This is a genomic window from Paenibacillus sp. KACC 21273, from assembly GCF_028736095.1.
GTDB classification, from domain to species: Bacteria; Bacillota; Bacilli; order Paenibacillales; family Paenibacillaceae; genus Saccharibacillus; species Saccharibacillus kyungheensis.
This window is the reverse complement of the sequence record NZ_CP117876.1, coordinates 1,234,950-1,259,881: the sequence shown is the minus strand read 5'-3', so window position 1 is coordinate 1,259,881 and position 24,932 is coordinate 1,234,950. Positions and strand designations below refer to the sequence as shown.

Below are 24,932 nucleotides of genomic sequence, written 5' to 3'. Positions count from 1 at the left end.
GGTGTCATACGTTATACAACGTATAAGCTTGTGACCCCATCGGAGCGGTTACAGCATGTGAAAAGCTTATGAACCAGACACATACTTGACTATTCTATCACAGCCATTTTAAGAAATCAATCTTTTATCCATGATGCTATTTTACCGGTTCCCTGACACACTGTACAGGTCTCATATGAAAAGCCACCTGTTTCTTCGCGAACTTTTTTACGAGTTAATTCTAAAAGTCCTAATCGTGTCCATCCAACAATATGAGTTTTGGTTCGGTCTCTTTGTAAAATCTGCTCTAAAGCTTCTACTACTGATCGGCGATTAGCTTCATTATCCATATCTATAAAATCCACAATAATGATTCCACCTGTATCCCGTAGCCGAAGCAATCGTGCAATTTCTGAAGCTGCTTGAAGATTAGTCTGCGTTACTGTATCTTCCAGTGTGATTCCGCCTGTGAATTTGCCTGTATTTACATCAATCACCGTAAAAGCTTCTGTCTGATCCCATACAATATAACCGCCACTTTGCAACCATACTTTACGTTGAAAATCACGATGCAATTGTTCGTGGATATTCATTGCATGGAATAAAGGTTCTTTTTCCGTATAAATAGATACCGGTGGTTGTACTCCAGCAGGAAGTAAGGTTTGCAGAAATTGAATAGCAGAAGTAGCTCGCTCTTGGTTATCAATAATCAATTGATCTTGTAATGGATTAAATACATCACGAATTAATCGTTCCACCATCCCTAGATCACGATGTAATTCTGCTGGAGCCGATTTCTGAACAAAGGATTCACGAATATGTTGCCAGTGTTGTCTTAGTGTATTCAGATCATTTGTAATGGCTTCGTCATTTTCTCCTTCAGCTACAGTACGTAATATAAGCCCTTCTTCACCTTGCTTCAGATGTGAACCCAATTGACGTAATCGTGCCCGCTCTCCATCAGTACTGATCTTTTTGGATACAGCAATATAGTCAGCTTCCGGCATATAGACAATCCATCGCCCTGGCAATGAATAATGAGTGGTGATACGTGCCCCTTTGTTCGCATAAGGTTCTTTGGTCACCTGTACTAGTATTTCTTGACCGGGTTTTAATAGATCAGCAATACTTGGTTTGACTTTCGGTTGTTTATCTAAATGAGCATGCAAAACATCATCAATATATAGAAAAGCATTTTTCTTCTGACCGATATCTACAAATGCAGCTTGCATCCCCGGTAGAACATTCATCACTTTTCCTTTATAAAAACTTCCAGCAATTCCGCTACCTGATGATTGTTCTGAAGCAAATTCAACTAATTTACTATTATCAAGCAGTACCATACGTGTATCTTTGACACCACAGTTTACAATCATTTGCTTCACTATATGTTCCACCTCTATCTCTCATCAAGGCTACTATTTATCTAACGAACCTTATACGTTCCCTTGATGTCTAGACGTTATCTGTAAGTAAAAAGTTTCATCATCACTATAGTGTTAACAAAAAACCGGCACCTTCCGGTACCGGCTATTCTAATTCGTATTTTTCTTGATAAATCTTAATACTAAGGACAAGCCCGATACTAAACATATTCAAAAGCAATGAAGTACCGCCGTAGCTAATAAATGGTAACGTGATTCCTGTAATAGGCATCAGACCAATCATCATACCCACATTTTCAAAAATCTGAAATACGAACATGCTGACAATTCCGATAATAATATATGAACCTCGCCGATCATAACACTGCAATGCAATCAAAATCATCCTATAGATGAGTAAGAAATACAAAAGTAATAATATCGATGCGCCGATAAACCCAAATTCTTCACCAATAACAACAAAGATAGAATCTGAATACGGATAAGGTACAAATTTATTATTTTTTAATTGTCCATTCATATAACCGTCGCCTAGCAAACCGCCTGATCCTACAGCAATCAATGCATAACTAGATTGATGCTTATCATCATCTGAAGCCTGGGCTGGATCTATAAATGTATTGATACGTTGATACCAGTGCAACTTACTATGGCTTTCTAAGTAATCATGAATCTGTGTATTAAAGGTAGTAAACATCACTACAACCAATATGAGTCCACCTACAATTGTCGTTAATCCAATCAATACATGGGTATATTTGGTGTTACCGATCCACAACATACCTACCAGTATAATAAGATAGATAATTGCATTTCCCAAATCGGGTTGAATCAATACAATCAGAAAAGGTACCAATGCAATAAAAGCCGTTGGTATCAGATCAGAACGAAATCGAAGAGGATCTCCGTCTCTTTTACTTAACATATGAGCCATCGTTAAGATAAGCACGATTTTGACCATTTCGGCAGGTTGAAATTGTAACCCTCCTGGAAAAGCATACCAGCTTTTGGCACCATTAATCTCTGAACCAAACGGATACAATAACAACAGCGAAAGTAAACCTAAGCCATATAAATACCAGTGTTTGCGTAATAAGATGCGATAATCAAATATGCTGACTGCAAATAAAACGATAAACCCGATGACATAGAAAATGATCGTCCGCGTATCATAGCCCTGAAATTTGGGATCAGGAGCAATTGCACTGCGCACGATCAACGTGCTAAACACCATAAAAACAACGAGTAAAGTAATAATACCCAAGTCTAGCTTTTTTAGCTTGTTAAGCAAAATCGATCAACCCATTCCAAAAAACTTCTTAAAGCGAGTGAATGCACTTTTCTTTTGATCCAGTGGCATCAAAGGAACTGTGTCACCTAAAATACGACGAGCAATATTACGATAAGCAATCGCTGCTTTGGATTCAGGATTCATTACTGTAGGTTCCCCTGAGTTGGCAGCTTTGATTACCATTTCATCATCCGGTACAACACCTAAAAGATCAATATTCAGCACTTGTAATACTTCATCAATATCCAGCATATCTCCTGATTTGACCATACTTTGGCGAATACGGTTTACAATCAATTTGGGTGCTGTAATATGTGAATTTTCAAGTAATCCGATCACTCGATCTGCATCTCGAACAGAAGCATTTTCGGGCGTTGTCATAACGATCGCCTGATCTGCACCTGCAATCGCATTTTTGAATCCTTGCTCTATACCTGCCGGGCAATCAATCACTACATAGTCAAAGTCTTTTTTGAGCTCTAAAATGATCTCTTTGACTTGTTCTGGTGATACAGAATTTTTATCTTTTGTTTGCGCAGCTGGAAGCATGTATAACTCATCAAACCGTTTATCTTTGACTAATGCTTGATTTAAACGGCAACGACCATCCGCTACATCACAAAGATCATAAATAATCCGGTTTTCCAGCCCCATTACAACATCCAGATTACGTAAACCGATATCTGTATCGACTAGACAGACTTTCTTACCAAGAAGCGCGAGCGCGGTACCTATATTAGCAGTAGTGGTTGTCTTTCCAACTCCGCCTTTGCCTGAAGTGACGACAATAGCCTCTCCCATGTACTACACCCCTTTGAACACATTGAAATCCCGACCAAGTCGAGCAATATTAGCCATTTTATCAATCTTCATAATTCCGTCCTGCAAATAAGCAAATTCCATATGAGATTCTCGACTTTCACCTTCATCTGGCGGGCGACTAATCATATCCGCGATCCGAATCTGTGTAGGTGAGAAAAAAGAAGCAGCGATTACAGCCTGTTCATTACCATCTATACCTGCATGAGCCATTCCGCGAAGTGCTCCCAAAATATAGATATCACCTGTACTAATAATCGTACCTCCTGCATTAACATCGCCTAGAAATAGAACGGTTCCTTCATGCTCAAGTACCTGACCGGAACGAATCATACCACTGATCGTTTTGACCATATGTTTTTCTGGCAAAGGTGCTACTACAGGTTCCTCATGCGGAGAATCAAATGAACGAACAATCAGATTTCCTTTTTGACTAAGTATATCTAACAATGTATCTTTTTGTTCATCTGTAATTTCCCGTTTTCCTAATTTCATATCAATATGAACTAGCGGGCCTGTTAAAATATTTTGATGACTATGTTCTAGCTTATACGTCAGCTCTGTTACAAGGTCATTAAATTCACATTGATCATCAAATTGAAAAATCAATCCATCTTTAATTCCTTTGATGGTTACATATCTTGATGATTTTACAGCCATTCACCTGTCACCCCCACCTTACTATCAGTTCGTGCTAGTCGCGGGATTTTCCTGCTTCATCCGCAAATTAAGCAGGAACTGAATGTCTCTGCATGTGGGAATATTATACGTTTACTCATCTTCGGCAGCCCGTTTACGCAACTTGGCTACTTTCTCCAGTTGACGACGAACAGGTACAAACACCAGCAAAGCAAATATAAAATGAAGCAGCAAATTCGGGAACATATAATGTCCTAACGCCCAACTGTAAGGTTCTCTAGTTAAACCAAATACCAAATAAAGTCCATACAGCATATTATCCAGTAACAAACTACCGATTAATACCACTGTCATCATTAGTGGATATGGTGCTCGAGGAGATTGGAACAGCAGCCCTAATACATAAGCAGACAATCCCATAGAGAACGAATAAGCACCAATCATATCACCGTAAAATACAACATCATGCAATAATCCAAACACCAATCCTAGCACAAGCGCTGTATGACGATGATAATAAACTGTTACAAACAAAATTAAAATATACGCTAAATGTGGAATCAATCTAGTATGCAATACATCTGGAATCAGCCATGGCACAATGGTTGATTCACAGACAAATACTAGAAATAACAACAACAGCAATACGATACGACGTACCATTATTCCTGAGTCTCCTTGGTGTACACTACAAATACTTCTTTCCAGTCTTTAAAGTCTGCCGCTGGTTGAATTGTAGCTGTATTGGTCAATCCAAAATCACCAACTTGACGACTAACGACTTTACCAATAATCATGCCACTTGGAAATAATCCACCACTACCAGATGAAACGATCTCATCGCCTTTTTTGAGCGGATCATTTTCTTTAATTTGTGTCATTGTGAGCATACCTGTTGCTTTATCATAGCTTTCTATCATGCCGAAAGATTCATTTTCTTTACCTACTACAGTTGCAGCAATCGCTTTGGAATTAGAATCCAGTGGATCAAGTGTCGTTAACAGCTTCACTGTTGAATGGAACGGACTTGTCTCACTAATAATTCCAACCATACCTTCTGTGGAAATAACAGGCATATCTTTACGTACCCCATCATTTTGCCCCAGATCAATCACAATCGTTCCTGTATCTGCATCTGTATCGACACTCGTTACATTTGCAATACGAAGATCAAATTGGTTTTGAGCAAGTTGCTGTTGTGTAAATTTAAGATCTTCTTTATAACGCTTATTGTCCTGTACTAATTTGTTATAACTAGCTTGTTGCAGTAAATACTGCGCCGCTGTTAACTTCAACTCTTGGTTTTCCTCGTAAAGGTTGTTCAAGTTGCCGATATCTTCAAACAAGCCCGCCATGTAAGAAGCGGGCTTGTAAAACACACCTTGAACAAAACCAACAGTATCACGGACGAACTTCTCAGGCCAGGACAAAGATGTACGATTCGTCAACGTAAATCCCATTAAAGCGATAAATAAAATGAGTCCTACAAGCAGGATAAACAGTTTCTTGTTACCCAGCAGCTTAAACAGTTTCAACACCCTCTTAATTAACGGTTTTTCTTTCCCTAGCAGGGGTTGACCATACCTGGCCGAAAATTAGCGTTTTGAACGAAGTGACGAACTACTACGTGATTTGAACAGGTGGATATTCTCCAATGCTTTTCCTGTACCAATTGCTACACAATCTAAAGGATTTTCAGCAACGATTACAGGCATACCTGTTTCACCAGCAAGTAATTTATCCAGATTGCGAAGTAATGCTCCACCACCTGTTAATACGATACCGCGATCCATGATATCTGCTGCAAGTTCTGGAGGACATTTCTCCAAAGTTACTTTTACAGCTTCTACAATAGCAGCTACTGTATCTGACAATGCTTCAGCAATCTCGTCTGAAGTGATTGTTAATGTTTTTGGTAGACCACTTACAAGGTCACGACCACGAATTTCCATCGTTTCGACTTTTTCAAATGGAGTTGCAGAACCCACTTCCATTTTCAATTGTTCCGATGTACGTTCACCAATCATTAAGTTGTATTGACGTTTGATGTACTGGATAATCGACTCATCCATTTCATCGCCTGCTACACGTACAGAACGACTTGTTACGATACCACCAAGAGAAATAACAGCTACTTCTGTTGTACCGCCACCGATATCAACAACCATACTACCTGTTGGTTCCCATACTGGAAGATCAGCACCGATTGCTGCTGCAAAAGGCTCTTCAATCGTATAAGCTTCACGCGCACCAGCTTGTTTGGTTGCATCTTCAACAGCACGTTGTTCTACTGCTGTAATACCCGATGGTACACAAACCATTACGTTTGGATGTTGCGGGAACATCGAACGTTGTTTTTGCGCTTGACGTATAAAATATTTAATCATCGTAGCTGTTGTATCAAAATCAGCAATAACGCCATCTTTCATCGGACGAATTGCACGGATATTTCCAGGTGTACGACCGATCATTTTTTTTGCAGATTCTCCTACTGCTTCGATTGTATTCGTATCTGTACGAATCGCCACAACCGACGGTTCTCTGACAACAATACCTTTACCTCTTACATATACCAACGTGTTTGCTGTTCCTAAATCAATTCCTAAATCTTTTGAAAAGCCACCCAACATAACTATTAACTCCCTTTCTTCCTAAATCTCGACTATTATATTACATTAAGCCCTGTTCCTTCAAACTTACGAATTTCATATCACCAATCACAAGGTGATCCAGTACTTCAATTCCAATAATTTTGCCTGCATCTACAAGCCGTTTGGTTAGTGCTACATCTTCCGGGCTTGGTGTAGGATCACCGCTAGGATGATTATGTGCAAAAATAACAGATGCACTACTACATTTGATCGCTGCTCGAAAAACTTCACGTGGATGAACAATAGACGCATTTAAACTACCCATCGACAATGTTTCCTGGGAAATAATATGATTCTTCGTGTTTAGAAACAGACATACAAAATGTTCTTTTTGAAGATATCGTAATTGTTCAATCAATAAATCAGCCGCATCACGCGGACTGCGAATAGCTTTGACTTCTTCTTTACCAGTACGGGTAATACGTCTACCTAACTCGATCCCCGCTTTGATCTGGATTGCTTTGGCTGTTCCGATTCCTTTGATCTCTGTTAATTCTTCAATACTGAGATCAACCAGTTGCCGGATACTGCCTACTTGACGCATAATTCGGTTTGCTAAATGCATCACCGATTCATCTTTTGTGCCTGTGCGCAGTAAAATCGCTAGTAATTCTGCATGACTAAGCGCCTCTGCACCGTAATTCATCATCCGTTCCCGGGGTCTTTCTTCCAGTGGAACATCACGTAAAAGGTACTGTGGCGCCTCCATTAATATGTTCCTCTTCTCCACGACAGATTCAAATAATCTGCACACCAAATTGTTCCAACATATCGCTCAAAAGTGATACAGGCAATCCGACGACTGTAAAATAACAGCCTTCTATTTTATCGATCAACGTCGAACCTAGACCTTGAATAGCATAAGCTCCAGCTTTGTCAGCAGGTTCACCGCTAAGTACGTATGATTGAATTTTGGAAGGGGTGAGCGGCTTCATATGTACAAGAGTTCGCCGGTATTCCACACGAGTTACACCAGTAGAAGTATCAATACAAGCTACACTTGTGTAGACATAATGACTTCTTCCTTGCAAAGCATCTAACATCGCTACAGCTTCATCATGATCACGAGGCTTACCAAATATACGTTTATCCAAAACAACGATTGTATCGCTGCCTATAATAATGCTATCTGCTACCTCGGTTGTATAATGATGTTGAACAGCAGTAGCTTTGCGCAGTGCAAGCTCTTTGACGACTTGCTCTGGTGACCAGTCTTCAGGCACCGATTCGTCTGTATCACTGGGTAACACTTCAAATTCCAGTTGTAAAGAGGTCATTAATTCCTTTCTCCTTGGAGAAGCGGACGCCAAAATGAGACGGCGTGTTGATTCTCTGTTCATCGAAAGGTCCTCTCCTTTGTGTTAAAAGTCAGATTGGTTCTTTACAGTTTGCGATATGCCCAAATACTAGCAACAATACCGATCAAACTAAGTAGACTCACTTTGAAATGAATCTCGAGATGATAACGAATCATGTCTAAATTAGCGCTAGGCTCCCAATCAATCGTTGTCGATCGCGTGAGAAAAGATACCATCGCTACAGGTTCAAGTAAAGTGGCTACCCATGTGCCAATAAACCAGCCTAGCAATAAAAATAAAATAAGCATACCTGCATTCTTTTTCATTCTTATTTCTCCTGCCTTTAATTTGACACTTCATCATTATACGTTTATTCCCACATCAATACAAACAAAAATGAAAGTAACAATTTTTTGTAACTTATCGCCTTCATTTCGCAAACATTTTGTTATTATTCCAGTTAAAAAGACTGTCCGGAGACAGCCTTTTTTATCACATTACTCTATTTTCTCCGTTGCTTGCAAATCAGCAGCAAGTGCTTCTGCGACTTTCCATATATCGCCTGCACCCATAGTGATAACAAGATCGCCGGGTTGAATACGAGTAGATAAGTCTGCAATAATATCTTCTTTTTGTGCGATATAACGCGCACCCGCATTACTATTTTGCTTAATCAGTTCAACCAGACGTGCAGAGTTAATACCTTCAATCTGCTTTTCTCCTGCTGGTGAATAGATATCAGCAATAATCACTTCGTCAGCTCCTGTAAAAGCACGACTAAAAGCATCTAACAAAAAGAAGGTGCGTGAATAACGTTGCGGTTGGAAAACAGCAATCACACGTTTGCCTGTTGCTTGAGCTGCCACAATCGTCGCTTCGATTTCAGTAGGATGATGAGCATAATCATCGACGATCAAAATGTCTCTAGCATCACCGACCACCTGAAAACGACGCTTGGCGCCATGGAATTGAACGATCGCTGCTGCAATCGCTGTAAATGAAATTCCTGCTTCCAAACATGAAATTACAGTTGCCATCGCATTATATACATTATGCAGTCCTGGCACAGATAATTCAATCCGACCCAAATCTGCTCCTTGATATTGCATAGTAAAGGAAATTTTACGATCACCGGGTTGAATATCTGTCGCTGTATAATCATTTTGTGCTTCTACACCATAAGTGATCGTTGTGCCTTCGATATTCGGTATAATTTCGCGAATATTTTCATCATCACCACAAACGATAGCTTTACCACCCGCTTGTAATTGACTTAAAAATTGCACGTAGGCTGCTTTGAGATTAGCAAAGTCACCATCATAATTTTCAAGATGATCGGCTTCGATATTGGTTACTACAGCGATAGCAGGATGGTATTGTAAAAAAGTACCGTCACTTTCATCGGCTTCTGCAACTACATAGTCGCCTTTACCTGCTTTGGCATTGGTACCCAGATTAACGATTTCTCCACCGATAATATACGTTGGATCGGTATCACATTCTTCCATCACCAGTGCAATCATCGAAGAAGTGGTTGTTTTGCCATGAGCACCTGCTACAGCTACACCTTTACGTTCATTAAGCAATCTTGCTAACATTTCAGAACGATGAATCACTGGAATATCAAGACGCTTCGCTTCTACCCATTCCGCATTATCATCAGATAGTGCAGTAGAATAGACTACCAGATCAGCACCATGAACTTGTTCTGTCGCATGACCTATATGAATGACTGCTCCTTTTTGTTGCAATTTCGCTGCTAACGCGCTCATTGCCATATCGGAACCTGTTACTTTGTATCCCATTTCAAGCATAACACGGGCGATGGCACTCATACCGTACCCACCAATCCCGATAAAATGTACATGTTCTGTCTTATTCATCTGACTCACCAGCCCTTTTCAGAATCGGTTTGATGCAAAAGAGTCGCTCTTACATCCGAAATTAAATACAGTGTTCCGGTTACGACCCCTAGATCTTCCCGTTCTGTTCGTGATTGAAGCAACTGAATACCTTGCCGCCAGTCACGCTCCACTATAACATTTACTTCTGTTCTGTTCATTTCTTGTTGTAATCTGAGCACTAATTGTGCCAATTGATCTGCATCCATTTTGCGTCGAAAATCGGGTTCTGTCAAAATAATTGTATCTGCAATTGATAATAGATGTCTAAATACAGGCTCATGATGCTTGTTTTCTAACATGCCGACAAGCATATGAAGCTTCTTGTAATGATAAGTCTGCGGTATACTTTTGACAAGCGTTGCTGCTCCTTCAGGATTATGTGCTCCATCCAGTACAATCGTTGGTTCGCCAGGCATTTTCTCTAAGCGTCCTGCCCAAAAAGTATGTCTAAATCCCTTCAGCAACAGCTCATCATCCAATACAAAAGCTGAATATTGACGCAGTACTTCTAACGCCATCATCGCTACACCTGCATTGGTACATTGATGTTCCCCTTGCATAGAGATCGTAATATCGATTTCACGAAAAAGACCTTTGTAACGGAACGTTTGCTCCGCTTCATCGCCAGATAGACGTTCTGCTGTGTATTGTTCATCTGCTAAATAAAGCGTTGATTTGCAAGCTGCTGCTTTAGCACGAAGTACTTCGATCACTTCCGGTTGATCTACACTGCTCACTACAGGTACGCCCGGCTTAATAATGCCGGCTTTTTCACTAGCAATCTGCTCTAATGTATCTCCTAGAATATCAGTGTGATCATAGCCTACATTTGTAATGACTGACAATATTGGATGAACAATATTAGTTACATCCATTCGTCCACCAAGGCCTGTTTCCCAGATCACCACATCAGGATAACATTCTTCAGCAAAGTACAAAATGGCGAGTGCTGTTGATACTTCAAACATCGTTGGTGATCCTAAATCTGTTGTTGCCATTTGCTCCACTAAAGGATATAGACGATTAGCTAGGCGACACAATGTCTCTTCTGGAATATCTATACCGTTATATTGAAAACGATTAGTGAATTTGGTGATATAAGGCGATGTAAATGTACCGACATCATAACCGCACTGTACCAAAACACTTGTTAAAAAAGCACAGGTGCTTCCTTTGCCATTCGTGCCTGCAACATGTACAAATTTAAGCTTACGATGCGGGTTATTCAATAACTCCATCAGACCTTCAATACGAGATAACCCCGGACGAATCCCAAAGGGAATCAGACTATTTATCCATTCAACAGCTTGCTCATAAGTGTGAAAAGGGGCTTGATGCCCCTCTGATGTTCCATGTTCCATCCTGTTCACCTTACCCTTTCAATTCTGCGATTCGGGCAAGAACTTTTTCACGTTTTTCCGAATAATCGGCTTGTTTAGCACGTTCTTCTTCAATCACTTTAGCAGGTGCTTTAGCTACGAAGCCTTGATTAGCTAACTTTTTATCAACACGTTCAACTTCAGAAGTTAAAGTCGCTACTTCTTTTTCCAGACGAGCGATTTCCTGACCGATATCAAGCAGACCCGCAAGTGGTAAATACAACTCTGCGCCGGTAATAATCGCTGTCATCGCTTTATCCGGTGCTGCTAGATCCAATCCAGATTGATACTCAGAAGTGTTGCTGAAGCGACGAATATATTCTTCGTTGGATTGAATAATATCCAATGTTTTTTGGTCTTTGGCTTTGACCATCAACTCGATTTTTTTGCTCATCGGTACATTCACTTCTGCACGAATATTACGAACAGCACGAATCAAGTCGATCAACAAATTCATTTCTTCTTGCGCTGCTTTGTTTTCTAAAGCTGGATCAAATTCAGGCCAAGCTGCAAGTGTAATTGTATTGCCTTCATGCGGCAAATGTTGCCAGATATCTTCTGAAATAAATGGCATAAATGGATGAATCATGCGCAATGTACGATCCAATACATAAGCTAATACCGATTGCGTTGTTTTCTTCGCTACTGCATCTTCACCGTATAGTGACAATTTAGCAATCTCGATATACCAATCACATAGATCATCCCAGATAAAGTTATACAATAGGCGACCTGTTTCACCAAATTCATATGAATCGATTAGACGTGTAATATCACGTGCTGTTTCGTTCATACGATGTAGTATCCAGCGATCTGCTGTACTAAGATCACCACTCAAGTCGATATCTTCATAACGGAAGCCTTCCATATTCATCAAAACAAAACGGGAAGCATTCCAGATTTTATTTGCAAAGTTACGTGCTTGTTCTACACGCTCCAGACGGAAACGCAAATCTTGTCCAGGGGTACTACTTGTAGACAACATATAACGCATCGCATCTGTACCATATTGCTCGATCACTTCAAGTGGATCAATACCGTTACCTAGCGACTTGGACATTTTCTGTCCATCAGCAGCACGTACCAAACCATGCATCAATACATCTTTAAATGGAATTTGATCTGTAAATTCAAGTGCTGTAAAGATCATACGAGATACCCAGAAATAGATAATATCGTATCCAGTTACAAGTAAATCAGTAGGATAATAACGTTTCAAATCTTCTGTTTCATCCGGCCAGCCAAGTGTAGAGAACGGCCATAATGCAGAACTGAACCATGTATCCAATACGTCTTCATCTTGACGTAATGTTTTACCTGCATGTTCAGGTAAATGACTTGGATCTTCTGTTGCTACAATAATTTCGCCTGTTTCTTCACAATGCCATGCTGGAATACGGTGTCCCCACCATAATTGACGGGAGATACACCAGTCACGTACATTTTCGATCCAGTTCAAATACGTTTTTTCAAAACGATCCGGTACAAAGTTAACGCCTTCGCCTTCTTTTTGCGCTTTAATCGCAACATCAGCAAGTGGTTTCATTTTTACAAACCATTGTGTAGACAAATACGGTTCAACTACTGCGCCTGTACGTTCGCTGTGTCCTACTTGGTGTACATGATCTTCGATTTTGATCAAAACGCCTGCTGCTTCTAGATCTTTAACGATCTGTTTGCGACATTCACTACGATCTAATCCTTCGTATTGCGCTGCATTTTCATTCATCGTGCCTGTCTCATCCATTACTACGATCTGAGGCAGATCATGACGATGTCCCATTTCAAAGTCATTCGGATCATGAGCAGGAGTGATTTTTACAGCGCCACTACCGAATTCACGGTCAACATAATCATCAGCAATAATCGGAATTTCACGTCCGGTAATTGGCAATACTAGCATTTTACCAATCATATCTTTGTAACGTTCGTCTTTGGGATGAACGGCTACCGCTGTATCACCAAGCATTGTCTCCGGGCGAGTCGTTGCTACCACAATATGTCCGCTACCATCTTGAAGCGGGTATTGTAAATGATACAGATGTCCGTTCACTTCTTTGTATTCTACTTCGATATCTGATAAAGCTGTACGTGCTTCAGGGTCCCAGTTAATAATGTATTTACCACGATAAATGAGACCTTTGTTGTATAGCTTTACAAATACTTCACGAACCGCTTTGGATAAACCTTCATCCAATGTAAAACGCTCGCGTGAATAATCAAGAGAAAAGCCCATTTTCGCCCATTGCTCATGAATGTTAGCTGCGTATTTGTCTTTCCATTCCCATACTTTTTCTACAAACTTCTCACGTCCCAAGTCATGACGAGTGATACCTTCTGCACGCAGATTCTGCTCTACTTTGGTCTGTGTTGCAATCCCTGCATGATCTGCTCCTGGAAGCCAAAGCGCATCAAAACCTTGCATCCGTTTGGTACGAGTCATAATATCTTGCAATGTAAAATCAAGTGCATGTCCAATATGAAGCATACCTGTTACGTTAGGAGGTGGAATAACGATTGTATATGGCTTCGCATCAGGACGTTGCCCTGCTTTGAAAAAATCATTTTCCATCCAATAGTCATACCATTTACGTTCTGCCGCTTTAGGATCATAAGTTGTCGGCATTGAAGTTGTTGCTTGATTCTCATGCGTATCTGCCATAGTAAATACCCCCATATTCGTAGTCATTTTGCTAAAATTCTCAATAAAAAAAGCCCTTCGTCTCAAAGGACGAAAGGACTTAGCTCTCGCGGTACCACCTTTGTTTCGTCCATGCATAAAAAAGCCTATGAACGACACTCCGAGGCAGATAACGGCTGCTACCGGTTTATTCTACATTCAGTATCCATCTAATAGGTTTACTGAAATTCAAATAAACAACTCCCAGGCGACTTCGATCTACCGGATCCTATAGAACCTTTCAGCGCAACAGTTCTACTCTCTTGAGGACGATATAATCTACTATTCCCGTTCAAGGTTATTGAGATCATAAATAAATCAATATTTACTCCAAATCATACCCGTTGCTCCTATCAAAGTCAATAAAAAACCTGTCATAGAGCTGACTTAAAGGCGAGGTATGCCTGATTGATCCAATAATTCGATCATATCCTCTGGTAAAGGATCATTAACAGTCATTATTTCCTCTGTAAAAGGATGTTCAAATGTTAATTGTTCTCCATGAAGCGCCTGACGATAAAATTCTTGACTACCTCCATAAAGAACATCCCCGATAAGCGTATGACCGGCATCACTCATATGCACACGAATTTGATGAGTGCGCCCTGTTTCTAGTGTTAATCGCACAAGACTCGCTCTGGCTGAACTGTATAATTTCTCAATATGAGTAATCGCTTCTTGCCCTGTCGGAGAAACCCGTCGACGCTGTTTGTGATGGCGATCTTTACCGATCGGTTGATCTATGATATTTAATTGATCACTTACTTTGCCCTGTACAATAGCTATATATTTACGATCAATCGTTTTAGAACGCATTTGCTCATCTAATTTAGATAAAGCAAATTCATTTTTGGCATATAAAACAGGGCCTGTTGTATCTTCATCCAGACGATGCACATGACGAACAGCACATTGCTGATTTGTTTGTTGATAATGATCGGCCACTACATTGGCTAATGTAATCGTTGGATCAGATGCTTCCGAAGGATGAACATTCATACCTGCTGGCTTATGCATCACCAGAACATAATCATCTTCATAGAGCACTTTCGCGCGATCATGTGGACGAGGATCAAATCCATAATCCATCGGTGGAAACAGACGAAGCCGAATATGCTCTCCGTCTATTTTCACTTCACCTTTGGAATGCATTCGACCGATTAATTTCACCGGAACCGATACTTGTTCTAACCACTGCATCACCGCTTTGTGTCTGGCATTGCCTTCTGCCTGTAGAAGATCATGATCTGGCGTGATTTGTAACCATTCTCCATCTCTTATAGAACACTGAGCCAGAATAGAAGATGGCTTAGGATCGGATACATTCATCATGATTGCAAAGACTTCATCACTTCATAATGAGCTGCAAGCGTCTGTTCAATATCTTCATCACTATGAACACCCGATACAAACATACCTTCAAATGGAGACGGAGCTACACTGATTCCGCGATCTAACATGGCTCCAAAGTAACGCTTAAACATATCCATATCACTAGCTTTGGCAGAATCATAGTCTGTTACCGGTCCTGCTGTGAAGAATGGACACACCATCGATCCGACACGATTGACAGTCAATGGAATCCCAAACTCAGCCGCATTCTTTTCAAATCCTGCTTGCAAACGAGCAGAAATTGTCTCCAAGCGCTCATAAACTGCTGGAGTTAAAAGACTAAGTGTGGTGTATCCTGCTGCCATAGCCAGTGGATTACCACTCAATGTTCCTGCTTGATAAATAGGACCTGTTGGCGCTACTTGCTCCATAATCTCACGTTTACCACCATAAGCACCTACAGGCAATCCACCACCGATGACTTTACCCAGACATGTCAAATCAGGTGTAACACCATAACGTCCTTGTGCACAATTCAAATCAACACGGAAACCTGTCATCACTTCATCGAAAATAAGCAAACTACCATATTGAGTCGTAATATCACGTAATCCCTGTAAAAATCCCGGTTGTGGTGGAACCACTCCCATATTTCCAGCAACAGGCTCTACAATAATACAAGCAATCTCTTCGCCAAAACGTTCAAACGCTAACTTTAGAGATTCCAGATCATTATAAGGGACTGTAATCGTATTGGTTGCTACTGATTCAGGAACACCCGGGCTATCAGGTAAACCAAGAGTAGCAACACCTGAACCTGCTTTGATCAGCAGACTATCGGAATGTCCATGATATGAACCTTCAAATTTCAAAATTTTATTGCGCTTTGTATATCCACGAGCAAGACGAATCACACTCATGGTCGCTTCTGTGCCTGAATTGACCATGCGTACAATATCCATTGATGGAACACGTTCTACGACAAGCTTCGCCATTTTTGTTTCCAGTTCAGTAGGTGCACCAAAGCTTGTTCCTTTGATTGCTGTTTCTTGTAGAGCGCGCACCACATCAGGATGCGCATGTCCCATAATGAGTGGTCCCCAAGAGCCGATATAATCGATAAATACATTACCATCGATATCATACAATCTTGAACCTTCACCACGTTCAGCATAGATTGGTGTTAAGCCTACCGTTTTGAAAGCACGAACAGGGCTGTTCACGCCTCCAGGAATATATTGTTTTGCTTCTTCAAAAGCTTCTCGTGAACGCTCATCACGACGAACAGAATGAGTAGATTCCATGAGCAAATACCTCCATCAATCAATTTATTTATTTGAGATTAAATTATTTTTCTTCACGCAACCAACGTACAACATCTTTGGAGAAATACGTAATAATCATGTCTGCTCCTGCACGTTTGAAGCCAAGCATCATTTCAGTTACAATCCCACGTTCATTAATCCAGCCATTTTGTGCCGCAGCTTTGACCATAGCGTACTCACCGCTTACGTTATAAGCCACTAATGGTAGATCAAAGTTTTCACGTACAGCACGCAATACATCCATATAAGCAAGAGAAGGTTTGACCATCAACATGTCTGCTCCTTCGGCTACATCACTTTCTGCTTCCCGTAATGCTTCACGCACGTTAGCAGGGTCCATTTGATAAGACTTACGATCACCAAATTGAGGTGCAGATTGAGCAGCCTCACGGAATGGGCCATAAAATGCTGAAGCATATTTAACAGCATACGACATAATCGGAATATCTTTGTATCCTGCTGCATCTAAGCCTTCACGAATCGCATATACAAATCCATCCATCATATTAGAAGGAGCAATAATATCTGCTCCTGCTTCTGCTTGAGAGACTGCTGTTTTGACTAACAATGCTAACGATTCATCGTTATCGACTTCAGCTTCAATATGACCATCACATTCATGTGCATGCACAACACCGCAATGTCCATGATCGGTAAATTCACATAGACACGTATCTGCAACCACTAGCAGATTCGGATAATTAGCTTTAATCCAACGAGTCGCTTGTTGTACCAGACCATCTTGAGCATAAGCACCTGTACCTACACTGTCTTTCACTTCAGGAACGGCAAATAATAAGACTGCTGGAATGCCCAATTCAGCAATTTCTTGAATTTCTGCTTGCATGGTATCTAATGAGAAATTGTATACGCCAGGCATCGACGAAATTTCTTCTTTTACATTTGTACCGTATGTTACAAATACCGGTTGAATAAAATCGCTTTTGTGCAAAATCGTTTCTCTTACCATGCTACGAATAGCAGGCGTTTTGCGAAGACGACGGTGACGTGAAAAAGGTTGACTCATAATGATATTCCTCCTTGAATGTATACATCGTAAATAACATATTCTTACTACCCTAGATAAATAAAACCGACCAGCACTTGCAAGGTCGGCATATCTGATGTCGATCATCAATTTATAACTTAAACATCTATCAATACATCAGCATTCCAACGACAAAGCACATCTAGTAATCCTTCAATCGTTGCTTGTTCAGCCAATAATCCTACTTTAAGGCCTGCTTGCTCGGCTGTTAAAGCAGTCTGCGGTCCAATACAAGCAATCATCGAATGTTGCAATGCTTGTACAGGATCTTCAATGCCCATCTTTTTCAAAGCTGCTAAAAGATTAGTTACTGTCGAAGAACTGGTAAATGTAACAGCATGAATCGCTTCTTCCTCTAATAACTTACGTAACTCAATATCATCTTCTCCGACCATAACTGTCTCATACGTATCGATCTCGGTCACTTCTATATTCATTGTTCGAAGTGTATCCGGTAACCATGAGCGTGCTAGATCACCACGGGGTAGTAAAACATGCTGTCCGGCTTGTAGTTGACCTTCTAAGCTGTCTAACAAGCCTTCTGCTTGGAATTTCTCAGGCAAGGGCATAGCAGCAATCCCATGCAATCGTAGAGCTTCTAATGTAGCAGGACCGACAGCTACTATTTTGGCACGATACAATGCTCGAATATCTTGAGCATGTAGCTTCAAATGTTCAAAGAAGTACTCTACTCCATTAACACTGGTGAAGAATACCCAATCATATTTAGGCAAATTTGATAAAGCATTGGCGATATTTTGAGTGCTTTCTTCATCTACAGACAGCCTTGTCTCAATCACTGGATACTCATACGGTTCTCCGCCTAGCTCATCGATACGATTAACCAATTCACTTGCCTGACTACGTGCACGAGTTACCAAAATACGCTTACCGAATAGAGGCAAATCTTCTACCCATTTCAAATGCTCACGTTGATTCACCACTTCACCGACTACAATCACAGCAGGCGGTCTGAAGTTAGCAGCTTCTACTTTAGCAGCGATATCTTCAAGTGTACCGACCAGTGTCTCTTGTTCAGCTCGCGTTCCCCAACGAATCAAAGCAACCGGTGTAGATGTCGGTCGTCCATGCTTTATCAATTGCTCACTAATATAACCGATCTTAGCAACACCCATCATAAAGACAAGTGTTCCTGTAGCGTTAGTCACTTTATCCCAGTGAATACTTTGATCCAATTTATCTGGGCTCTCATGCCCTGTAATAATAGATAAAGATGAAGCAAAGTCACGATGAGTAACCGGAATACCTGCATATGCAGGCACAGCAATCGAAGAGCTAATCCCCGGTACAATTTCATAAGGAATCTGATGTTGGCGTAGCAATTCAGCTTCTTCCGCTACTCTACCAAAAATCGTCGGATCGCCACCTTTTAGACGGACAACCGTTTTCCCTTGTAACGCCAGATCAACCAGCAACTGGTTAATCTCTTCTTGCTTCATCGTATGTCGATCAGGCAATTTGCCTACATAAATTTTTTCTGCTCCTGGCTTGGCTTGCTTGAGCAACCGTGGACTTGCTAGACGATCATAGACTACCGCATCTGCAAGCCCTATGCATTCCCAGCCTCGAAGCGTAATTAACTTTAACGCTCCAGGACCTGCCCCCACCAAATACACTTTACCGGTCATACACTCATCCCCTTACTTCTGCCAGTATCCGATCTGCTCCCTGACTTTTCAGTTGTGCCGCTACAGCAATACCAAGTGCTACAGGATCTGTACCCTGCATCGTTTCTTTCAGCATAATACTGCCATCCGGTGTAGCAACCATTCCTGTTAATTGTATAATACTTTGCTCTTCCGGCACATCCGAACTTTGAAGACGAACCGCATATGCACCGATAGGCACCTGACAGCCACCATTTAACTCAGCCAAAAATGTACGTTCTGCTGTGACTGTGACTGCGGTTAGATCGTCATTATACAAAGACAACAATTGCAACATTTCGATATCATCTGCACGACATTCGATTCCAAGTGCTCCTTGTCCTACAGCAGGCAGACAGATGTCTGTCGGTAAAAAGGAAGTGATTCGATCCGACCAACCCATCCGCTCTAATCCTGCCGCCGCTAGCATAATCGCATCAAAGCCTTCGGTTTCAAGCTTACGCAAACGAGAATCAATATTGCCGCGAATCGATTCAATTTGTAGATCAGGACGATATAATTTAAGCTGACTTGCACGTCTAAGACTACTTGTACCAAGCTTAGCCCCTTGCGGAAGCTCTTCTAACGAACAACCTGTACGTGTAATCAAGCAATCTCTAGGATCGACTCTTGGTGGTATTGCACCATTGATAAGACCTTCTTGTAATTCAGACGGCATATCTTTCATACTATGCACAGCCATATCAATCTCACCATCAAGCAGTGCTTGTTCAATTTCTTTAACAAATAGACCTTTCCCGCCGACTTTGGACAAAGTAACATCTAGAATCCGGTCGCCTTTGGTAATGATCTTTTTAATTTCAAAATGTACTTCTAGACCTTGCTCTTCACTAATCGCGGTTAACGCATCAATCACATGCCCTGTTTGTGTTAACGCTAGAGCACTTTGTCTACTTCCTACTACGATCGTACGCATATATTCATCTCCTGATCCCATTGTATTCAATAGTCTAATTGCTCTATTGATTGGTTGATCCAGTGTTGTATTTGTTGCTCACTCCAGGGTTCAAATACACCCTGCCGAATATCTTCTAAAATAGAAAGCGACATCGCTTGATGTAGCAATGATTTGCGTAATGATTCATCGTTAACTTGTGTAGCAATCGTTTCCCGTAAATGATACAAAAAATCAATATACATCTCATATTCATTTCCAAAATGTTGATTGATTTCTTTCGCAATATGACGACCTGCTAAAGGTCCAGCTCCAGAAGTCGCTACCGCTATCGTTAACCGTCCACGACGAATCACATTTGGATTAATAAAAGTACTCTGTTCCCGCTGATGAGCAACATTTACCGGAATGCGGTAAGAACGTGCTTCATTAGCAACTTGATTATTAACTTCAGGTACTGATGTAGCCGCATGTACCAAAAAATAAGGTCTGTAACCAAATTCACTAAGTTTCTCATCGGAAAGAACACGATTAGCGATATCACCACTCTGATATTCGCGATCATGCCAGCGTATCTGCTGTTGATCTACTAATTGTTGCAATTTCGGTGTTACAGTAGGGCTGATTATCGTGAGTAATGCTCCTGCTTGTAGCAAAGAGATACTTTTACGTTCAGCCACTTTACCGCCACCTACAATCAGACAATCTTGATCTCTACAATCCAGCATAATAGGCAGATAATGAATAGAATCACTCATACACCCACCCATTGATGAAAAGCAGACCATGAATTAGAAACAAAATTTAAAATAAACAAAATATATCCTAAGATTGCCCATAGTGCCATCGTATTGGCTGAATAGTTACGCATTTTTTTAGTAGCAAAAAAAGCAACATACACACATAATGCTAACAACGTAAACACCACTTTGGAATCCAGCAAAAGAATATATCTTCCTTCTGCAACAATCGACATCAAAGCGACAATCAACGAAACGATCAATACCGGTGTACCGATTAACATCGCTGTGTAAGTGTACTTCTCCATACTTTCTAAGCTAGGTAGACGGCGTACTGTATTATCCCATTTTTTTTGTTTTAATTTGCGATGTAAAAAGAGATACATCGAAGCAAACACAGCAGCTACGGTATACGCAGCAAAACTAATATTAGCAAATATTACATGTAAAATTAATAATCCATGAACGGTATCCCAACCTGTAGGGAGTACACCTTCACCTGGTGAATGAAGTCGATTTTGCACCATAGCACAAAAGCCGATTACATTTAACAGCAATACGGCATAATCAGTCTTCAATACCTTTTCAATAAAAAAGGAAATTAATATTAAAATAAAAGTCAGTACAAAGAAAAAATCATACGTTGAAAATAACGGTAATGTTTTTTCCTCTATCGTTCGAATCGTAATACTGACGATCTGAATAACAAATACCAAAATAAGAAACCCTGTGCCTAACCGCTTCGCCCTCGGATTGCGACGAATGCAATCCGAGAAATAAAACAGAAGGCTCAGGGCGTATAAATAAATAATAATATCGTATAACAGGTTAAAAAGCGTCAAAGCGAATCACCTGCCTATAGGGTTGCGGGAGCAAAAGACCCAAAACTACCTTCTAATCCCAATTTATTAGCTTGCACAGGCGACTGTGCTTCAGAAACTTCGCTTTGATTGACTTGATCTGCTGAATGTTCAAGCTGATCTTCTAAAGCAAATATTCGAGTGAACAAATCAAGTGCTTCAGCCCCATCTTTCTCGGCAGCCATTTCTTTAATCCGATGAATCGGTTCATGATTCATTTGATTTACGATACTTTTGGTTAGACGACTGATCACTTTACGTTGTCGTTCATCTAACTCTGGTAATTTATTAAATAAACTTTCCAGTGTCTCTGCATGAATATCTGCTCCACGTTCTTGTAGAGCACGAATTGCTGGACGTACACCTAATGTTTTGAGCCATTGATTGAACGATTCTACTTCTTGGCGAATCATACGCTCAATCTTAATCGATTCTGCTCGGCGCATTTCCATATTGCTTTCTACAATACCTTCTAGATCATCGATATCATATAAAAACACATTGCTAATATCGCCAATTGCTGGATCGATATCACGTGGAACCGCTATATCAATCATAAACAAAGGACGAGACTTACGCAATTTCATACTTTGAGCAAGTGTATCTGCATTTAGTACATATCCTTGTGCTCCTGTAGAACTGATCAGAATATCTACTTGATGTAAACGATCCATCGCTTGTTCAATAGTACACGGTGTACCGTTGAACTTATGCGCCAATTCTTGAGCACGTCCAAGTGTACGATTCGCTACAATCACTTCAGCCGCACCGTTCGCATATAGATGCTTCACAGTAAGCTCGCTCATTTTACCAGCACCTAGAATCATAATCACTTTATTATGAAAAGCACCGAAAATGCGCTTGCCCAACTCTACAGCTGCATAACTGATCGAAACTGCACTTTCACCGATCATTGTTTCTGAATGTGCACGTTTGCCCAGTGTCACAGCTTGCTTAAACAACATATTAAACCATGTACCTGTTGCTTTATTTTCTTGCGCCCATTGGAATGAACGCTTTACTTGACCCAGAATCTGAGTCTCACCCAGCACCATCGAATCCAATCCACAAGCTACACGAAAAAGATGACTAATCGCTTGTTCATCTTCATATATATATAAATGCTGTGTAAATTCCTGACGGGGAATACCGAACCACTGCTCCATAAAGGTACGAATAAAATGTCCACACATATGCAGACGATCTAATACCACGTAAATCTCCGTACGGTTGCAAGTCGCTACAATAGTCCCTTCCAACACACTCTTAGTTTCTCTGAGCTGCCGGAGCGCCTGCGGTAAATCTTCGTCCGCAATAGCAAACCGTTCTCTCACTTCAACGGGTGCTGTGCGGTAATTCAATCCGACAACAACGATGTGCATTGCAAGTTCACCTGCCTAATCTAAAAGTCATATCTCTATACGTTCATTAACAATACGTTAATTATATCACAGCTAAATTACGAATTTCGTCGTTTTTATGAAATGTTTATGAAATCATCATCGGAATATAGACACAATTTCTTTATCCCTACCATAATCAAATGATTTCATATCGTCAAATGATGGACTTAAAAAGAAATAGCCATAGGTAACCCCCATGGCTATTGTTTAGATCTTATTTCATTTTAATCTTTTGCTTCTACAAAGCAAAGTTTATATTATTGATTGATAAGCTCAACCGATTTGATTTCAGGTGTTTCCACTTGAAGTTCTCCCAAACCGCGAACTAATTTTTTGGCATACGTTTTTTCAGGTTTCAGAACGGATACCAGGTAGTCAATAGCTAACTGTGGATCTACGGTCTCTCCGCAGGTATAGCAGTCAATAGCCGCGAATCCTCTCTCAGGATATGTGTGAATCGAGAGGTGACTCTCCGACAACAAAACAAGTACTGTAGCACCTTGTGGTTCGAATTGTTTGGCTTGAACAGACATTACTGTTGCTCCGCATGCTTCAGCTGCATCAACCATATGAGCTTGCAAAACCTCAGCATTATTCAGCATATCAAAATCTACACCCCAAGTATCAACAGCAACGTGTCTTCCGAAAGTTGAGTATTCCATCTTCCGGTTCCCCCTTCCTAGGAATAAAATGTTTGAAAAATTTCATCCGCTAGGACCTACGTCATTCACTTCCCGAGGGTCTTATCTCTCGCAACATTACTATGTCCTGAGTGAATCCTGGTTCCTAATATTATTTTCAACGAGATTAAAAATAACATCTATCGACATGAATTGCAAGCCTTTTTGCAATATTTATTAAATATTTAAAGATTGTTTATTTTATCTGATTTAGCATGCATTTTTATGTATAAATATAATATTTTTATAATAAAAAAGCCTGCTTTCCTCAAAAGGAAAACAGACACTATGATTCGTAGTTAAGCTTCCATACCGAACAATCTTTGGGATTGAATACGTAGCTCTTGATCAATCTGCTCATACGGACCTTGTGAAGCTAAACGTTGGTCTAACAGACGGTCTACAATACTTCGTACCAATTCAATATCAGTCTCAACAGATACGGATTGCCACTGGCTTTTCATATCTATTGCTGTATGTTTGTGTTGGTAGATCATTTTCTCTTGTTCGCCTATACATTCCACAATCTGACGAACAGAGCCTTGTTGATAATGGTATCTCATAATAAATCCATCATAGATTCGATTGACTATTCCGTTGCCTTTGAAAGCAACAAATAGTTTGCGAATGATGTTGGTTAACTGCGGATTTACCAAGCGGAAAGATAACTCACAGACATAGCTTCCTTCTCTGAGGTCAAAAGGTAAATGCACTTCTTCTCCGTTTTTCACTCCGAGAACAATTTCCTGATTTCCGTTATCAAGTATTTTTACCCGATGGTGGATCTGAGGATCTTCGGCATAATGGACAAACTGGGACATTTGAGCTTTCGACAACTGTAAACTGGCTTTAATATATTCTGTGGCTAACCGCTGAGCCATAAAAATCTCCTCAATTCTTTTAACATTCCAATATATTCATTATACATCATCTGCG

General features: G+C 40.5%; 23 protein-coding genes and 2 other annotated features (1 of these 25 only partly in view). All 23 genes read right to left on the bottom strand.

Annotation, left to right across the window (positions count from 1 at the left end):
• Positions 1-60, bottom strand: a sequence feature (ribosomal protein L21 leader region) (it extends 26 nt beyond the left edge of the window).
• A 56-nt stretch (positions 61-116) separates the two neighbouring features.
• Positions 117-1,364, bottom strand: a complete 1,248-nt coding sequence (locus PQ460_RS05860) for an Rne/Rng family ribonuclease (protein WP_273613371.1) — start codon at positions 1,362-1,364, stop codon at positions 117-119.
• A gap of 145 nt (positions 1,365-1,509) precedes the next feature.
• Entirely contained in the window at positions 1,510-2,655 is a 1,146-nt protein-coding gene (locus PQ460_RS05855) for an FtsW/RodA/SpoVE family cell cycle protein (protein WP_274172036.1), read from the bottom strand.
• A 6-nt stretch (positions 2,656-2,661) separates the two neighbouring features.
• Complete coding sequence (gene minD / locus PQ460_RS05850) at positions 2,662-3,456, bottom strand: septum site-determining protein MinD (RefSeq protein ID WP_273613373.1); 795 nt, start codon at positions 3,454-3,456, stop codon at positions 2,662-2,664.
• A 3-nt stretch (positions 3,457-3,459) separates the two neighbouring features.
• Positions 3,460-4,134 carry a septum site-determining protein MinC gene (minC, locus tag PQ460_RS05845; RefSeq protein ID WP_274172035.1) on the bottom strand — a complete coding sequence of 225 codons (675 nt, stop codon included), beginning with the start codon at positions 4,132-4,134 and terminating at the stop codon, positions 3,460-3,462.
• 111 nt (positions 4,135-4,245) lie between these two features.
• Positions 4,246-4,776 (bottom strand): rod shape-determining protein MreD, encoded by a 531-nt coding sequence (gene mreD, locus PQ460_RS05840; RefSeq protein ID WP_273613375.1) that lies wholly within the window; start codon positions 4,774-4,776, stop codon positions 4,246-4,248.
• Positions 4,776-5,648 carry a rod shape-determining protein MreC gene (gene mreC, locus PQ460_RS05835; protein ID WP_274172034.1) on the bottom strand — a complete coding sequence of 291 codons (873 nt, stop codon included), beginning with the start codon at positions 5,646-5,648 and terminating at the stop codon, positions 4,776-4,778. Before mreC ends, mreD begins: the two co-directional genes overlap by 1 nt.
• A 60-nt stretch (positions 5,649-5,708) precedes the next feature.
• Positions 5,709-6,743, bottom strand: a complete 1,035-nt coding sequence (locus tag PQ460_RS05830; RefSeq protein WP_069325512.1) for a rod shape-determining protein — start codon at positions 6,741-6,743, stop codon at positions 5,709-5,711.
• A 40-nt stretch (positions 6,744-6,783) separates the two neighbouring features.
• Positions 6,784-7,473 (bottom strand): RadC family protein, encoded by a 690-nt coding sequence (gene radC, locus PQ460_RS05825; RefSeq protein WP_204826691.1) that lies wholly within the window; start codon positions 7,471-7,473, stop codon positions 6,784-6,786.
• Positions 7,474-7,501: 28 nt separating this feature from the next.
• Positions 7,502-8,104 (bottom strand): Maf family protein, encoded by a 603-nt coding sequence (locus PQ460_RS05820; RefSeq protein WP_274172033.1) that lies wholly within the window; start codon positions 8,102-8,104, stop codon positions 7,502-7,504.
• A 41-nt stretch (positions 8,105-8,145) separates the two neighbouring features.
• Positions 8,146-8,388, bottom strand: coding sequence for a DUF4321 domain-containing protein (locus PQ460_RS05815; protein WP_273613378.1), 243 nt, complete (start codon positions 8,386-8,388; stop codon positions 8,146-8,148).
• Between the two features lie 171 nt (positions 8,389-8,559).
• The gene (murC, locus tag PQ460_RS05810) at positions 8,560-9,945 is read right to left on the bottom strand and encodes a UDP-N-acetylmuramate--L-alanine ligase (protein ID WP_274172032.1); all 1,386 of its coding nucleotides are present in this window, start codon (positions 9,943-9,945) and stop codon (positions 8,560-8,562) included.
• A 5-nt stretch (positions 9,946-9,950) separates the two neighbouring features.
• Positions 9,951-11,327: a bifunctional folylpolyglutamate synthase/dihydrofolate synthase gene (locus tag PQ460_RS05805; protein ID WP_274172031.1), complete on the bottom strand. Its 1,377-nt coding sequence runs from the start codon at positions 11,325-11,327 to the stop codon at positions 9,951-9,953.
• Positions 11,328-11,337: 10 nt separating this feature from the next.
• Complete coding sequence (locus PQ460_RS05800; protein ID WP_274172030.1) at positions 11,338-14,007, bottom strand: valine--tRNA ligase; 2,670 nt, start codon at positions 14,005-14,007, stop codon at positions 11,338-11,340.
• A gap of 62 nt (positions 14,008-14,069) precedes the next feature.
• Positions 14,070-14,330 (bottom strand) — a binding site (T-box leader).
• 82 nt (positions 14,331-14,412) lie between these two features.
• The gene (locus PQ460_RS05795; protein WP_274172029.1) at positions 14,413-15,357 is read right to left on the bottom strand and encodes an RluA family pseudouridine synthase; all 945 of its coding nucleotides are present in this window, start codon (positions 15,355-15,357) and stop codon (positions 14,413-14,415) included.
• On the bottom strand, positions 15,354-16,661 hold the full coding sequence (hemL, locus tag PQ460_RS05790; RefSeq protein ID WP_273613383.1) for a glutamate-1-semialdehyde 2,1-aminomutase: 1,308 nt from the start codon (positions 16,659-16,661) through the stop codon (positions 15,354-15,356). The genes PQ460_RS05795 and hemL overlap by 4 nt, the downstream gene beginning before the upstream one ends.
• 43 nt (positions 16,662-16,704) lie before the next feature.
• Positions 16,705-17,709, bottom strand: coding sequence for a porphobilinogen synthase (hemB, locus tag PQ460_RS05785; protein WP_274172028.1), 1,005 nt, complete (start codon positions 17,707-17,709; stop codon positions 16,705-16,707).
• Positions 17,710-17,828: 119 nt separating this feature from the next.
• Complete coding sequence (cobA, locus tag PQ460_RS05780; RefSeq protein WP_274172027.1) at positions 17,829-19,379, bottom strand: uroporphyrinogen-III C-methyltransferase; 1,551 nt, start codon at positions 19,377-19,379, stop codon at positions 17,829-17,831.
• A 4-nt stretch (positions 19,380-19,383) separates the two neighbouring features.
• Complete coding sequence (gene hemC, locus PQ460_RS05775) at positions 19,384-20,334, bottom strand: hydroxymethylbilane synthase (RefSeq protein ID WP_273613386.1); 951 nt, start codon at positions 20,332-20,334, stop codon at positions 19,384-19,386.
• Between the two features lie 26 nt (positions 20,335-20,360).
• Positions 20,361-21,071 (bottom strand): precorrin-2 dehydrogenase/sirohydrochlorin ferrochelatase family protein, encoded by a 711-nt coding sequence (locus PQ460_RS05770; RefSeq protein ID WP_274172026.1) that lies wholly within the window; start codon positions 21,069-21,071, stop codon positions 20,361-20,363.
• The gene (ccsA, locus tag PQ460_RS05765; protein WP_273613388.1) at positions 21,068-21,769 is read right to left on the bottom strand and encodes a cytochrome c biogenesis protein CcsA; all 702 of its coding nucleotides are present in this window, start codon (positions 21,767-21,769) and stop codon (positions 21,068-21,070) included. The genes PQ460_RS05770 and ccsA overlap by 4 nt, the downstream gene beginning before the upstream one ends.
• Positions 21,770-21,909: 140 nt before the next feature.
• Entirely contained in the window at positions 21,910-23,295 is a 1,386-nt protein-coding gene (hemA, locus tag PQ460_RS05760) for a glutamyl-tRNA reductase (RefSeq protein WP_273613389.1), read from the bottom strand.
• A gap of 278 nt (positions 23,296-23,573) precedes the next feature.
• Complete coding sequence (gene speD, locus PQ460_RS05755; RefSeq protein ID WP_204826703.1) at positions 23,574-23,978, bottom strand: adenosylmethionine decarboxylase; 405 nt, start codon at positions 23,976-23,978, stop codon at positions 23,574-23,576.
• Between the two features lie 317 nt (positions 23,979-24,295).
• Positions 24,296-24,877: a non-ribosomal peptide synthetase module gene (locus PQ460_RS05750; RefSeq protein ID WP_274172025.1), complete on the bottom strand. Its 582-nt coding sequence runs from the start codon at positions 24,875-24,877 to the stop codon at positions 24,296-24,298.
• Between the last annotated feature and the right edge of the window lie 55 nt (positions 24,878-24,932).